The sequence below is a fragment of the Streptomyces zagrosensis genome (assembly GCF_014203645.1).
Taxonomy (GTDB): Bacteria; Actinomycetota; Actinomycetes; order Streptomycetales; family Streptomycetaceae; genus Streptomyces; species Streptomyces zagrosensis.
The window spans coordinates 26,704-40,607 of record NZ_JACHJL010000034.1 but is presented as its reverse complement, the minus strand read 5'-3'; the positions used below and the strand labels follow the sequence as shown (position 1 = coordinate 40,607).

Below are 13,904 nucleotides of genomic sequence, written 5' to 3'. Positions count from 1 at the left end.
GGGGACCCTGTGGGAGAGTAGGACGCCGCCGAACAATCTTTGGTAACGGGAAGCCCCGTTGTGGATACACATCCACAACGGGGCTTTTCTGCGTTTGTCATGCAGTTTGCCACGCATTCTGGGTTCGTTTGATTTCCCTGGGTTCGCTGAGCTGTTCTCGTGCTTCCTGTTTCCTCCCCTCGTCGGCGCGGCCCGACAAGACCCCCGGGAGACGGAGGGTGCCGATGCTGGTAGCCGTGCCGGTGGGGCGAGTGGCTTGGCTGTTAGCCGGTGACCAGGCTGTTGTGCGTGCGGGGCCAGCGGGCTCGGGCCTGCTCCGGGGAGCGCATGAGGGCCAGTGTGGGCAGTCCCTGGGCCACGCCGCCGGTGACCAGCTCCGGGAGGGCGGGGAAGGGTGCCACCGCGGCGATGTCGTCCAGTACCAGGGTGAGTGGTGGGTCGAGGCGGCCGGGGGATGACCGTTCGGCCATGCGGCGACCGCGCTCGACCACGTTTGCGACGAGTGCGGTCAACAAGGGCATCGCACCCGGTTGTGTCCGTGGATTCTCCAGGGCCTCACCCGCCACGTACAGCGTTCCCCCTTCGCCGATGAACGACTCCAGCGCAAGGGCATCGGCCCGGTTGGCATTGCACGCGTCCCTGATGTGGATCGAGGACAGCGCCCCAAGAGCACGGGCCGTCAGCTCCTGCGCCAGATCCCGGCGTTCGGGATGTGCGGTGAGCGTGGACTCCAGCTCACCGGCCATGCCGCTGATCGCTTTTGGGTTCGTACGGAGAATGCGTACCGGTTCGTGTGCCGAATTGCCCTGTGCCCAGCGGTGCACCTGGCGGAAGGGGCGACCGTCCACCGCCGCCGCGTGCAACCAGCAGCGCAACAGCGTCTCCGCCGCGTCCGCTGTGGCCGAGTCGATGAGGGACGCCGGGCGTACGGGGGCGAGGAGCGCAGCCGAACGGGTCGCGGCCACCTCGCGGGCCTCGCAGCCGCTGGCCGGGTTCCAGCGGAGCCGGGCCGGCGTGTCGAGGAGATGACCCGGGTCGAAGACGTGCACCGGGCCGAGCTTGGCGCGCGTGCCCGCGGACTCGGCCCACAGCGCGGCGTCGCTGGAGGTGACCAGGACCGGCCCGGTGGCCTCCAGGATCGCGTGGAGTGCGGCCTCGTGGCGGGTGGCGGCAGGCCCGTACAGCACGCGGGGCGGCTCCGCCGTGCCGGACCAGAGGGCGGCACGCTGCGAAGGTACGGCCGCGGACTGGGTGGAGGCTCCGTAGGCCAGCGGGATGGGGACCGCACCGGTGTTGGAGGCCGGCATGCCGCTGGCCGCAGCGCCGCCGGAAGCAACTGTTTCCGTAGCAGGTGCCGCCTGGGGCGAAAGGGATGGTGAGGCTGCGGGTGCTCCGAAGCCGTGGGCGTAGGGCTCTGCCCCGGGCGACGGTTGTTGCATGGCGCGGGTGGGGGAGGCGGCGTCGGGTTGCGGGGCCTGTGCGGTCGGGTAGATGGCCGTGAAATAGGCCCCCGGGTCGGCGGGGAGCGGGGCGGCGGCCGTGGGGTCCGCAGTGGGCTGCGCCGGTGATGCAGCGGGGGCACTTGAAGCCGGTGCGGCCGGTGCGGGGTGCGCGGTACGAGGCCCCGGGATGGCCTCGGCGGGGCCGGCGCCCTGTGTGCCGTACCGACCGGTCTCCTTCGGGTGCTGCCCGGATCGTCGCCCGGCGGCGTCCGCCGGTGGGTCATCGGCGGCCTCGTGGCTGGAGGCGGCTCGGCGGGCTCGTACCAGTCGATAGCGGGCGACCGTGCCGATGGTGAAGACGGTGGCCACCAAAACGATCAGCAGTTCGCTGATGAAGATGCCCCAGAACAGCCCGTACCCGGAAAGCTCGTCCTCCGGGGTGTGCGGCCAGGCCGCGATCAGGTTCTGAGGCTCCTCGAAGAGCTGCCGCACGGCGAGTGGGGTGCGGATGAAGGTGACGTTCTCGGGCCAAGCGCCGTGTGCGAACAGCCCGGCCAGCCCGGTCGCCGACCACGCCAGCAAGGTCAGGCCGAGGAGGAATAGCAGCGCGCCGATGAGCAGGGAGTCCGGAATGCCACGCTCCGAGGCGCGGTCCCGCTTCGGGTCCGCCATCGCCTAGGCCACCGTGGACTCGGAGGACGCGTCGGATGCTGGTGGGCCGTAGGGCGAGTACGGACCGTACCGGTCGTACGCGTCGCTCTCGGCCGCGTACCCCTCATCTGCCAGCTGCTGTTCAACGGCGGCTGCTGCGCGGGCCTCCGCCTCGACCTCGGCTTCGGCCGCCATGGTGGCGGTCAGCGAGTCCTCGGTCATGGCGCGGTCGGTGTAGACCAGGGGGCGTTCGGCCTCGGTGATCAGGTGCTTGACGACCTGGACGTTGCCGTTGACGTCCCAGACGGCGATGCCTGGGGTGAGGGTGGGGATGATCTCGACGGCCCAGCGCGGCAGCCCGAGCACCCGGCCCGTGGCGCGCGCCTCGTCGGCCTTTTGGGCGTAAATGGTGCGCGTGGAGGCCATCTTGAGGATGGCCGCCGCCTCGCGCGCGGCGGAGCCGTCCACGACGTCGGACAGGTGGTGGACCACCGCGACGAAGGACAGGCCGAGCCGGCGCCCGAACTTCAACAATCGCTGGAAGAGTTGGGCCACGAACGGCGAGTTGATGATGTGCCACGCCTCTTCGACCAGGAAGATCCGCTTCTTGCGGTCGGGCCTGATCCAGGTGTGTTCAAGCCAGACGCCCACGATCGCCATCAGGATCGGCATCGCGATCGAGTTGCGGTCGATGTGCGAGAGGTCGAAGATGATGAGCGGCGAGTCCAAGTCGATGCCGACCGTGGTGGGGCCGTCGAACATGCCGCGCAGGTCACCATCGACCAGCCGGTCCAAGACGAGGGCGACGTCCAGACCCCAGGCGCGTACGTCGTCCAGGTCCACGTTCATCGACTCGGCCGACTCCGGCTCCGGGTGCCGTAGCTGCTCGACGATGTCGGTCAGTACGGGCTGCCGGTCGGTGACGGTCTCATTGACGTACGCGTGCGCCACCTTCAGCGCGAAGCCGGACCGCTCGTCCAGGCCGTGGCCCATCGCGACCTCGATGATGGTGCGCAGCAGGGCGAGCTGTCCCGTCGTGGTGATCGACGGGTCGAGTGGGTTGAGCCGGATGCCGTCGTTGAGGGCGGCCATCGGGTCGAGCCGGATGGGGGTGATGCCCAGCTGTTGGGCGATGAGGTTCCACTCGCCGACGCCGTCCTCGCCTTGCGCGTCCAGGACGACGACCTGCCGGTCGCGGAACCGCAACTGGCGTAGCACGTACGTTTTTTCCAGTGCCGACTTGCCGTTGCCCGACTCGCCGAGCACCAGCCAGTGCGGGGCGGGCAACTGCTGACCGTAGAGCTGGAAGGGGTCGTAAATGTACCCCTTGCCCGAATACACCTCACGGCCGATGATCACGCCGGAGTCGCCGAGGCCGGGTGCGGCGGTGGGCAGATAGACGGCCTGCGCCTGGCCGGTGGAGGTGCGGACCGGCAGCCGCGTCGTCTCGACCTTTCCAAAGACGAAACTGGTGAAGGCCTCGGTGACGACGCCCATCGGATCGACCACGGCGGAGCCCCTATCGTCGGATGCCGGTCGCGAACGGCAAGGTGTTCACAAAGGCCCGGTGGTGTTCACGATCGCACCACTCCAGCTTGAGGTAGCTCTTCCCTGCCGAGGCGCGGATGGTGCGCTTGTCGCGGGCGAGCGCCTCGGGCGAGCGGGAGGAGACCGTGATGTAGCCGACGATGTTCACGCCGGCCGCACCGCTGGCGAGGTCCTCGCCGCGCTGGTCGAGGCGGCCGTGGGCGGCGATGTCGCGCGGATCGACGGTGCGGTTCATCTTGGCCTGGCGGCTGGCCTCCGCCTCGTCGTTGGTCTTCTCCGTCAGCATGCGCTCGATGGCGCGCTCGGTGGGCTCCAGGTCCATGCAGACCGCGACCGTGCGGATCACATCAGGGGTGTGGACCAGGAGCGGGGCGAGGAAGTTCACGCCGACCGGTGTCATCGGCCACTCCTTGACCCAGGCGGTGGAGTGACACCAGGGGGCTCGGGTGGCGGATTCGCGGGTCTTGGCCTGGAGGTACGTGGGCTCCATGGCGTCCAACTCGGCGGGCCACGCGTTGCGCTGGGTCATCGCCTGGAGGTGGTCGATGGGGTGGTCCGGGTCGTACATCGAGTGTACGAGGGAGGCCAGTCGGCCCTGGCCGAGCGGCTGCCGGACCCGGATGTCGGCCTCGGCGAGGCGGGCGCAGATGTCGGTGAGCTCGCGCGCCATGACGACGGCGAGCCCCGCGTCACGGTCGATCCGCTTGCCGTTGCGCCGGGTGGCGCGGGCCATGGCCTGGCCCTCGGCGGCCAACTCCCGGGTGTAGTGCATGCAGGCGACGAGATAGGCCCGGTGCTGCTCGGAGGAGGTGGAGACCATCGACTGCAACTGCTCGTAGGAGTCCTTGAGCCATTCGGGCGAGTTCTGCTCGCCGCGCCGCTCGACGTCCTTGGCGTGCGCGTCGGGGTCGGCGGGAAGCGTACGGGCAAGCATCTGCAACCGGGTCACGAAGCCGTCGCCGTTGGCCACGTGCTTGAGCAGCGTGCCGAAGCGATCAACCAACGCTTCCTGGTCCTCGCTGTCGCGCAAGCCCACGCCGGGGCCCTCGATCTCGATGGCTGCGGTAACGGTGCGTCGGTCGGCGTGGAGCAGGACGGCGATCTCATCGGGGCCGAAGGGCGCGGCGAGCCAGTTGATGTGCCCGATGCCGGGCGGCGGGCCGACCTCGACCTCCCGCCCGTCGATCTGGGTCCCGGCCTCGGCTGCGGCGGAGCGGTAGGTGGCGCCGCGGCGGGCGATGCGCCGGTGGGAGCGGCTGATCTCGAACCACTTGTAGTACGTACGACCCTTGAACGGGACGTAGACGATGGCCAGCGCCAGCGCGGGGAAGCCCACGAGGGTGACGATGCGCAACATCAGGACGGGGACGAGCAATCCGCACATCATGCCGACGAAGCCGCCGGCGATGATCAGCGCGATCTCGCCGGTCTCGCGGTTCTTGCCAACGATCGCGTTCGGGCGGGCCCGGCCGATCAGATACGTGCGGCGGGGCGTGAGGGGGTGGGACTGGGCCTCAATCGTCAACGCCGGTCACCTCCCGAGGGTTTGCTCGTGTTGCCTGTCTTGCTGGTGTTGCTGTTCTGGGTGCGGGGTGCCGGTGGGGCAGCCGGAGCCCGCCCACCGCCGCTGTCGCTGCCCGAGCCGCTCCCGCGGGAGCTGTGGGCGGCGACGCCGCCGGAGACGGGGTTGGCCGGGCGTGGCTGCGACGCGCCGGAACCGCCGTCGCCGCCTCCACCGCCACCGGAGCCGCCCACGGCGCGGTTGCTGTGCGCGCTCATGCCCTGCTTGACCAGGGCCGCGGGGGAGCTGACGATGGCGGCGGCCTGCCGGGAGGCGGCGTCGTTGCTGGCGTTGCGGCTGCTGATGATCTCGTCGCCGAAGCCGGGCACGAAGCGGTAGATCATCGCGCTGGCGAAGATGGCGAGGATGATGATCGAGAGTCCGGATACCACGGCCGAGAACGCGTCCGGGCCCTCGTCGCCGGAGAGCGCCCCGGCGAGGCCGAGCACAACGACGATCACCGGCTTGACGAGGATCACGGCGATCATGAGCCCGGCCCAGCGGCGCACATGGCCCCACATGTTCTTGTCAACGAGGCCCGCGTAGACGGCCGTGCCGAGCAGCGCTCCCACGTAGAGCAGGGCGGCGCGGATGACGAGTTCGAGGCAGAGCACCCCGGCCGCGAGGATGGTCACCAGGGACACGACGATGAGCATGATCGGCCCGCCGCCGATGTCCTCGTCCTTCTTGAGCGCCTTGGCGAAGGAGCCGAAGAAGGCGTCGTTATCGGCCCCCGTGCCGGAGGAGATGACCTCGGTGACGGCGTCGGTGGCCGAGACCACGGTGTAGAGGATCAGCGGCGTGAAGGCCGAGGCCAGCACGGTGAGCCACAGGAAGCCGATGGCCTCGGTGATGGCCTCGATGAACGGCACCCCCCGAATGGCCCGCTTGGCGACGGCGAGCAGCCACAGGAGGAGGGTGAGCACGGTGGAGGCGGCGAAGACGACCGCGTACTGGCGCAGGAACGTCTCGTTGGTGAAGTCCACCCCCGCGGTCTCGTTGACCAGGTCAGAGAGCTTGCCAACCAACCAGGAGGCAGCATCGGCACAAGCCCTGGCTAGGGAGGCGGCGGGGTCGATGGGGTTGGTGGGGTCTTCGGAACCGGGCGCGTCGCCCCGGCCCTGGTCACGGCAGTACTCCCGGCCGGCACCATGAATTTGATCGCACGGGTCGTCGCTTTTGCTTGGCGTTGGTGAAGGCGTAGGCGAGGGATCGGCCATCGCGCGTGATGCCAGCAGCACCAGTGTGGTCTGTAGCCCTACCAGTAGACCAGTGAGCGACAGGACGCGACGGCTTGACTTACCTGGCATAGGTGAACCCTCCGTACCCTTCGACCGCCTGTGTGATCTTGTCGGCGGCAGAAGCTGGGACGTCACCGCTGACTGGGGCGGGGCCGTCCTGCAACGAATGAGTGAGAGCCTTCCAGTCGTTCCCCGTCCAGGACAGTTTTAGCGTCACGGTGAACCAGTCGGTCGTCACCGGCCTCTTCGAGCCTTCGCCCGCGAATCCAGAGAGGTCCGTGCTCCATACCTCGACCGTGGCAGCGCTTTTGGAGTAGTCCGTGACCTTCGTGCCGACGGGGATAGTGCGGGAGATGAAGTTGAGTCCGTCTGGCGCCTTGCCGTCCTTGCTGAGGCCGATCTTTTTCAAAACGTCCGCTGAATATGTCCTGTCCAGCGCCTGTTGGACGCCGGGCGCCGCGGTCGGCGCCATCACTGCGTTGACGATCTCGTGTCGTCTTTCGCGGTCGTACATCTCGACCGACCCCAAAGCCACCGCATAGTTCGCCGCAGCGCTCTGGGCTCCCTGTTCCGTTCGGGGGAAGCCCGTGGCGATGCCCGTGGCTTCGTTCTTGCCGTGGACCGGGCGCTCGCCGGTGGGGGCGGTGGGTTGGGCTTGGTTGTCCTTGCCGCCGCCCGAGCTGCCGCTGCTGCTGCCACCGTTGCTGCTGCTGTCGTCCGAGTCGCCGTCGCCGCCGCCTCGGTTGGCGAAGGCGATGGCCGCGATGAGGAGGACCACCACGCTGACCACCGTCAGCATGCTGCGGCTCGGCTTGGCAGTCGGGCGGGTTCGGCGTCCGCCGCCGTACGGGTCGCCATCGCCGTCGGGGAGTCGGGTGCGGGTCAGTCGCCCGTCGGGGCTGTCTGGGTTGCCGTAGGGGTCGTAGTGGTCATCGCCGCTGGGACTCACCGCGCATCTGCCCCTTCGCCCATGGCCTCGGCCTTGGCCTCGTGTCCCGATCCGGCCGCGCCCGCTCTGCGGGCCGCGGTTCGTTGGGGTGCCGCTGTGTCAACCGTCATCTCGCCCGCCGATGCTCTCGTATCGCCCAGGTACGACGGTAGCGCCGCGGGCCGAAGTGCGGGGGCGATGGTGTGAGTGCACATCAAGGTGACACGACCTCAGCAGCGAAACCGGGGGAATGGAGGGACAACGCGGGGGTGGTGGCACGGTGTGACTGTTGCCTGTCCCGCTCGGACCGCGGGGAGCGCGGAGGGCGGTCCGAGTGGCCTGAATGAGTGGGCATCAGCTTGCAGCCTCGTGGGGAGGAGAGGGATGAGCGGAAGGCTCGGGGACGCGAAACGGGAAGACGTGGGGACCGGGAGCGGGTGGGGCTTCGCGGTGTACGGGCGGGAGGCGCTCGTACGGGGTGCGAGCATGCGGGCGCGTGTGGTGCGCCCGCACGGGGGAAGAGGCCGGTGGCCTAGACGGCCATGCCGTACACGATGGTGAACACGGTGCCGAGCGAGCCGATGATGAACACACCGGTCAGACCAGCGACGATCAGCCCCTTGCCCTGCTCGGCGCTGAAGGTGTCGCGCAGCGCCGTGGCACCGATCCGTTGCTTGGCCGCACCCCAGACTGCGATGCCCAGGCAGAGCAGAATGGACACAGCCATCACGACCTCGATCATGATGCGTGCTTCGCTACCAAGGCTCCCGAAAGGCCCCCAGTCGGGGGCGATTCCGCCAATGATGGTGGTGATGTCGCCTTTTTCGGCTGCCAAGAACATGTGAACTCACCGCCCTTTATGGGTAGTTATGCGCCCATGCCGCGTGGCATGGGTCAGTCTCTATCTTCTCTGAAGTTGCCACTGTCGCATGTCGATTTGGTGGCATTTCTTGGTGGACCTCGTATGGAATCTGGCCTCTGACCCTCTGACCAGCAGTCAAACCGTACAGAGTCGAGCCGACGAGGTGTCAGTGAACCTGACCATCGTCACTCTACGTATCACGTGCCGTGGCGCCGAGCAATAATGGCCGCATGGGGGAGCTGAATGCCGGGGGCGCGAACGGCTCTCGGTGCGCCGGGTGGGGCGCTCATCGCCTGCCTGGCGCTCCTGCTGCGCCCGATGTGCTCTCCCGCATCCACCGTGCGCCGATGGCCGGCCGCCGGTAGGGCGTTCGCGGGTTCTCCCGTAGGCGTGGCTATGGGGCTGCCCCACCTACGGCGTACCCGCCGACGCGTCCGCGCAGCTGGCGGCCCGCTTCACTCCACGAAGTCGTCGAACTCCCCGGCCTTGACGCCCTTGATGAACGCATCCCACTTCGCCTGCGTGGTGATGACCACCTTGTCTGGGGTGCGGCTCTCTCGCATGTAGATGCGGCCATCGGGGCCCGCGGCCACTTCGAGATATTCCGGTAGGTCTTCCCCGTCGGGAACGGCGCGCTGCCAGTCGAGTTGGTCCATGTCCATCGCGTGGTTCCTTGTCGTCCTTGTCGCGTGTGCCAAGTGGGTCGCGAGGAGTTGTCGGGTGGCGTCGGGCGGGTGCCCGGTGGGTGGGACTGTCTGGGCGTACTGCTGGTCCGGTGCGTTCGGGCCGGTGCGTTCTACGGCAACGGCATACGGGCCTACGTTGGACTGTAGCCGGGCCGTGTGGGTCGTCCGTCTTTCCCCGGCCGGTTGCCGGCCCCAACGCGCGGCCTGTTCCGCCCACTCCATGACTCGCTGTACGCGCCCCGCCCCCTGAGTGAGCGTCCATCCCATGGACCGCTCACGCGCGTGATCCGCACGCGACGCTCCACGGCCATCCATGCGCCTCATCCGCGCCACCCGTAGTTCCTGGCCGGGTCGTTGGTGTGCGTCGGGGCGCGGAAGGCGCTCTCGCCAAGTCGGGGGGCTCCGCCGTACCGTGCGAACTAGGTTCGTGCGGTGGCTGGATGGGGGAGGATGGCCCGGTGCGTAAGGTCTGGCTGGGTGTCGGTGTCAGTGTGGGGCTGTCTTTTTCCTTTGTCGTGCTGCTCGTCCTCGGGACGTACATGGTGGCCGGCAACGCCAGGAGCGGCGGCTCGGGCGGCAACGTCCAGCTCGCGGAGGGCACCGTGCCTGCCGCGTATATGCCGCTGGTGCAAAAGCACGGGAACACCTGCTCGGCCATCAATCCGGCGCTACTTGCCGCGCAGCTCTACCAGGAGAGCGGCTGGAACCCCAAGGCGCAGAGCCCGGCCAACGCGCGCGGGCTGGCGCAGTTCATTCCCGGCACCTGGGCGGCCTACGGGGTGGACGGCGACAGGGACGGGGACCGGGACATTTGGGACCCCGCAGATGCCATCGCGTCCGCTGCGGCCTATGACTGTGCGCTGGCGGGGCAAGTGAAGCACGTGCCCGGTGACCCCACGCACAACATGTTGGCTTCCTACAACGCAGGCCCCTACCCGGTGATCAAGTACCAGGGTGTGCCGCCGTACAACGAGACGCAGAATTACGTGCAGCGGATCACCACCTTGGCCAAGAGTTTCGCGGCACCGACGCAGCCGGTCGCCTCGTCGGAGCAAGCCTCGGCCGCGATCTACTTCGCACAAAAGAAACTGGGTACGCCGTATTTGTGGGGCGGTAACGGGACGGCGGCGCAGGGCGGTCGGTTCGACTGTTCCGGGCTGACGAAGGCCGCGTACGCCTCCGTTGGCATCGAGTTGCCGCGTGTCGCCAACGATCAGTGGAACGCCGGGCTGCACCCGAACCGCAATGAGCTGCAACCAGGCGACCTGGTCTTCTTTGCGCACGACCTACAAGACCCGCGCTCCATTCACCACGTCGGGATCTATGTAGGCGGCGGCAAGATGATCAATGCTCCCTATACGGGAGCGGTCATCCGCTTCGATGACATCGATACGCCGGACTACATCGGGGCCACCCGCGTGACAGAAGATGGCGCAAAAGCGCTGCCCGCGCCTCGGGACCGCGCAGCCTGATCGCACGCTGTCCCCCTCCACCGACGGGGGCGGCGTCTGGACCGGAAGATGATCAACGCCGCCGTTCGGGGTGTAGCGTGGCGGGAACTCTCCGTGAGGGCGCCTGTCTGAGCTGCGACGATGGGTCACCCTTCGATAACGTCCAGGTGATCGTTGGGTGGAGAACGGAACGTCTTGCCCCAGAGAGGCGTTTCCTTCGAGTTGAATAGCAGCACACTTAGTTTATGGACCGCGGGGGCAGGCCAGTTGCGTGCAGCGACGGGCATGACGGGCAAGAGATAAGGGGCCGCGGCAGATGGCTGGACTCGTACTGGGGTCCCCCCTGGCACAGGACAGGGAAGGGTCGAACCCGGATGTCAGCCTGCTCTACGACATCAATGGTCTAGCTCAGGACGCACCGCACTGGTGTGACCGGGTCATGGAGTTCGTCGGCGAGTTCGGCATCGTCTTCGGTTTGCTCGCGATGCTGTTCGGCGCCTGGTGGAGTGCGCGCAAACGGCCCGATGCGGCGAGCGCCGTTGCGGGGCTCGTCTGGGCACCGCTGGCCGCCGGCATCGCGCTGTTGGCCAACATTCCGATCCGCGGCTTCGTGGAGCGGCCCCGCCCCTTCGTCGATCACCAGGGGCTGGAGGTGCTGGTGGCGGGCAAGAGCGACTACTCGTTCGTCAGCGACCACTCCACGCTCGTGGCCGCGATCGCCGTGGGCATCTTCATGGTCAGCCGCAAGTACGGCGTGGTGGCGCTGATTCTTGCCCTGCTCGCGGGCTTCTGCCGGGTCTACATGGGCGTGCACTACCCGACCGATGTAGTCGGCGGGTTCGCGCTCGGCACGGCGGTGACGCTGCTGCTCGCGCCGCTGGCCATGATGCTGCTGACCCCGCTGATGACGGCCGTGGCGGGCTCGCGTGCGGGGTGGTTGGTACGGGTCGGCGCACCTGGCGTCCGCACGCCTGGCGAACAGGCCAAGCATGGTGAGCCCCCATCAGGCACCCCTGGTGAGTCGGGACGGCCCGGCCCAGGCGGTGGCACGGTCGCGCCCGTCGCCGACAAGCGGCGCGACAGCGACCTGGCGGCGTGACAGCGGCCCCGGCGGGCCGGGCGGCGTGACAGCGGCCCCGGCACCGGCGGGGCCGGCGCACGGGCGGCCCGGTGTGATGGTTCGGTGCGGCCTGCGGCCTGTGACCTGACGTCCCGGTGTGGCCGCTCAGCGCGGCCGGCGACCGGCAGTCGGTGACTGCTGGTGCGCGCCACCGCTGACCAGTCGTCAGTAGTCGATACGTGAGTAGTCGATACGTGCCGTCACAGCGCCTGCGGGAAGCTGAACAGACGGCGGGGGTCGTAACGCTTCTTCAGCTTGGTCAGGCGGTCGGCCGCATCCCCGTAGTACGCCTTGCGCCAGTCCTTCAAACTCGCGTCGGCATAGTTTTGGTAGGCCGCACCCGAGGCGTACCGGCGCATGGCCGCGTGTGCGCTATCCAGCCAGGAGACCTGAGCGGCGCCCGCACCGCTCGCCGGCCAGGAGGCCGTGTACTGCGCCAGCATCCGCGAGCGGCGGTGCACAAAGGCGGTGGACAGCGGGGCGACTCGGTTGACGGCGCCACCGAGCGCGGTGAGTGCGACGCTGACGGCACCGCCACCGCTGGTCTTGCGGCCGTAGCGCTCCACCTGGTCGAGCAGCGCCCGGATGCCCGCCTGGTTGAGGGAGCGGCCGAAGAAGTCGGAGCGGGCGCCGTACGTCTCGCGCCGCAGCACACCGGTCACGTGCCGGCCCGGCGTCTTGCCCGGCAGATGGCACTGGTCGGTCGGCGTGCTGGCGCAGCCCGCGTATCCGCGCATCGCGTCCACGTAGGTTCGCCGCCGCAGGCTCACGCTTTTGGCGCTGGCCCCGGCCTTGTCGGCGAGCTTGTCGAGGGCGTTTTGCAGGTCGCCGTAGGTGCCGAGGGAGAAGGCGCTGACGGAGAGGGTCGGGGTGCGCCCCGGTGCGGCCGAGAAGTGGATCGATGACCAGATCTCGTCCGGCTGGGTGGGGCCCCACTCCTGCCAGGCGCGGAGTACGGCCGCAGCCTTGGCCCATGGCCAGGTCAGGTACGCGCTGACGCCATCGGCTGCCTTATGGGTGCGAAATTGCAGCTCTGTGACGACGCCGAAGTTGCCGCTGCCGGCGCCGCGCAGCGCCCAGAACAGGTCTGCTTCCCGGCTTTTGGAGGTCTGCAAGGTTTTGCCGTCGGCGGTGATGATGGTGGCGCCGGTGAGGCTGTCGGCGGTGAGCCCGTAAGCCCGCGAGACCACGCCGTGGCCGCCGCCGAGGGTCAGGCCCGATATGCCAACGGTGGGGCAGGAACCGGCGGGGATGGTGACGCCGTGCGCCCCGAGCCCGGTGTAGACGTCGATGAGCTTGGCGCCGGCGCCTATGGTCGCGCTGCCACCGCTGGTACGGACCGATTTCAGCCGCGACACGTCGATGACCAGCCGGTCGGTTCCGCTGGAGTAACCGGCGTAGCTGTGGCCGCCGTTGCGGATGGCGACGGGGGTGCCGTGGCGGCGGGCGAAGGCCAGGCACTCGGTGATGTCGGCAGTGTGGGACACGTAGGCGATGGCGGCTGGTCGCTGAGCGTCGAACCGGGTGTTGTACAGCTGTCTGGCCACGGCGTAGTCGGCGTCGCCCGGACGTATCAGGCCGCCGCGCAGTCCCTTGCCGAGTGCGGTCCAGTCGGTGGCCTTGGGCTTGCCCGCTGCGGCCGATGCCGATGTGGTGGAGGGCGGCCGGGCGCTGCGGGCCTCGGCGCTGGCGGTGGTGCTTCGCTGGTTGGGGGCGGCGTGGCCGGCCCCATCACTGCACGCGACGCCCCACGCGGCCGTTGCGGCCACCCCGGTGCCCGCTGCCAGCAGTGTGCGCCTGTTCATCGTGCCCTCCGCTGTTCGCTACGGCTCTCTCTACGCAGAGGCTGTACGGGGCCCGGTGGTTCCGTTCCGGGAGTGGCGGATCGGGTCTGGCGGACGATCGCGGCGGATGGGGTGACGCGAACGATTGCGGTGCATTGACGGCGGCGCACGGGGCTCGGCCGGCCGGCGGTGGGCCGCGCAGGCGCATGGTGGGCATGGAGGGGCGTGCGGTGGGTGAGCGCGCGCGGGGGCGACGGCGCGCGCTCAGTGGTCGGGGCAGTGCGTCGGCGGCGAGGGGGTGTTGAACTCCCGTAGAGCGATGGACTCCCGTACCTGCGTGTGATGGCCATCGGCGTCCGTACGAGCCCGGGAGCGGGCTCTACGGGCGGGTCCTGACCAGCCGCAAGAGCATCGGGCGAGGCAGAAAGCGCCTGTTTCCATGGTGGTCGTCTCGTGTTCTTCAGCACCGAACTCAGGCACGTACCCACGCTACCCGGCCGTGACGGGCCCTTGGAGCGGTCGTTGAACGGAATATATTTTACCGTCGTCCCGGCGGCCCGGCCCGTGCTGTGTCCGGCGCGGAGAGCGGGGCACGGCGCGACGCGCGGAGTACGGGCGCGACAACGGGTC

11 protein-coding genes are annotated in these 13,904 nt (G+C 68.8%); 2 read left to right on the top strand and 9 right to left on the bottom strand.

What is annotated here, in order from left to right; translation table 11 throughout:
- Nucleotides 1-263 precede the first annotated feature (263 nt).
- From FHS42_RS34505 to FHS42_RS34475, 7 genes are all read right to left on the bottom strand, one after another.
- Nucleotides 264-2,114, bottom strand: a complete 1,851-nt coding sequence (locus tag FHS42_RS34505; RefSeq protein ID WP_246495822.1) for a P-loop NTPase family protein — start codon at nucleotides 2,112-2,114, stop codon at nucleotides 264-266.
- A gap of 3 nt (nucleotides 2,115-2,117) precedes the next feature.
- Nucleotides 2,118-3,590: an ATP-binding protein gene (locus tag FHS42_RS34500; protein ID WP_246495824.1), complete on the bottom strand. Its 1,473-nt coding sequence runs from the start codon at nucleotides 3,588-3,590 to the stop codon at nucleotides 2,118-2,120.
- A gap of 22 nt (nucleotides 3,591-3,612) precedes the next feature.
- The gene (locus tag FHS42_RS34495; protein WP_184580024.1) at nucleotides 3,613-5,160 is read right to left on the bottom strand and encodes an SCO6880 family protein; all 1,548 of its coding nucleotides are present in this window, start codon (nucleotides 5,158-5,160) and stop codon (nucleotides 3,613-3,615) included.
- Nucleotides 5,161-5,162: 2 nt separating this feature from the next.
- Nucleotides 5,163-6,512, bottom strand: a complete 1,350-nt coding sequence (locus FHS42_RS34490) for a hypothetical protein (RefSeq protein WP_184580014.1) — start codon at nucleotides 6,510-6,512, stop codon at nucleotides 5,163-5,165.
- Complete coding sequence (locus FHS42_RS34485) at nucleotides 6,502-7,392, bottom strand: DUF8175 domain-containg protein (protein ID WP_376772782.1); 891 nt, start codon at nucleotides 7,390-7,392, stop codon at nucleotides 6,502-6,504. Before FHS42_RS34485 ends, FHS42_RS34490 begins: the two co-directional genes overlap by 11 nt.
- Before the next feature lie 511 nt (nucleotides 7,393-7,903).
- Nucleotides 7,904-8,212, bottom strand: a complete 309-nt coding sequence (locus FHS42_RS34480; protein WP_184580012.1) for a DUF8827 family protein — start codon at nucleotides 8,210-8,212, stop codon at nucleotides 7,904-7,906.
- Between the two features lie 476 nt (nucleotides 8,213-8,688).
- The gene (locus tag FHS42_RS34475; RefSeq protein WP_246495821.1) at nucleotides 8,689-8,895 is read right to left on the bottom strand and encodes a DUF397 domain-containing protein; all 207 of its coding nucleotides are present in this window, start codon (nucleotides 8,893-8,895) and stop codon (nucleotides 8,689-8,691) included.
- A 464-nt stretch (nucleotides 8,896-9,359) separates the two neighbouring features.
- On the opposite strand from FHS42_RS34475, the gene FHS42_RS34470 reads away from it, so the two are divergent.
- Nucleotides 9,360-10,391 carry a bifunctional lytic transglycosylase/C40 family peptidase gene (locus tag FHS42_RS34470; protein ID WP_184580010.1) on the top strand — a complete coding sequence of 344 codons (1,032 nt, stop codon included), beginning with the start codon at nucleotides 9,360-9,362 and terminating at the stop codon, nucleotides 10,389-10,391.
- A 295-nt stretch (nucleotides 10,392-10,686) separates the two neighbouring features.
- Nucleotides 10,687-11,469, top strand: coding sequence for a phosphatase PAP2 family protein (locus tag FHS42_RS34465; protein WP_184580007.1), 783 nt, complete (start codon nucleotides 10,687-10,689; stop codon nucleotides 11,467-11,469).
- A gap of 221 nt (nucleotides 11,470-11,690) precedes the next feature.
- On the opposite strand, the gene FHS42_RS34460 is transcribed toward FHS42_RS34465, so the two are convergent.
- Together FHS42_RS34460 and FHS42_RS34455 are read right to left on the bottom strand one after the other, a co-directional pair.
- Nucleotides 11,691-13,295, bottom strand: a complete 1,605-nt coding sequence (locus FHS42_RS34460) for an FAD-binding oxidoreductase (protein ID WP_184580005.1) — start codon at nucleotides 13,293-13,295, stop codon at nucleotides 11,691-11,693.
- Nucleotides 13,296-13,538: 243 nt separating this feature from the next.
- Entirely contained in the window at nucleotides 13,539-13,754 is a 216-nt protein-coding gene (locus tag FHS42_RS34455; RefSeq protein WP_184580029.1) for a hypothetical protein, read from the bottom strand.
- Nucleotides 13,755-13,904 lie beyond the last annotated feature (150 nt).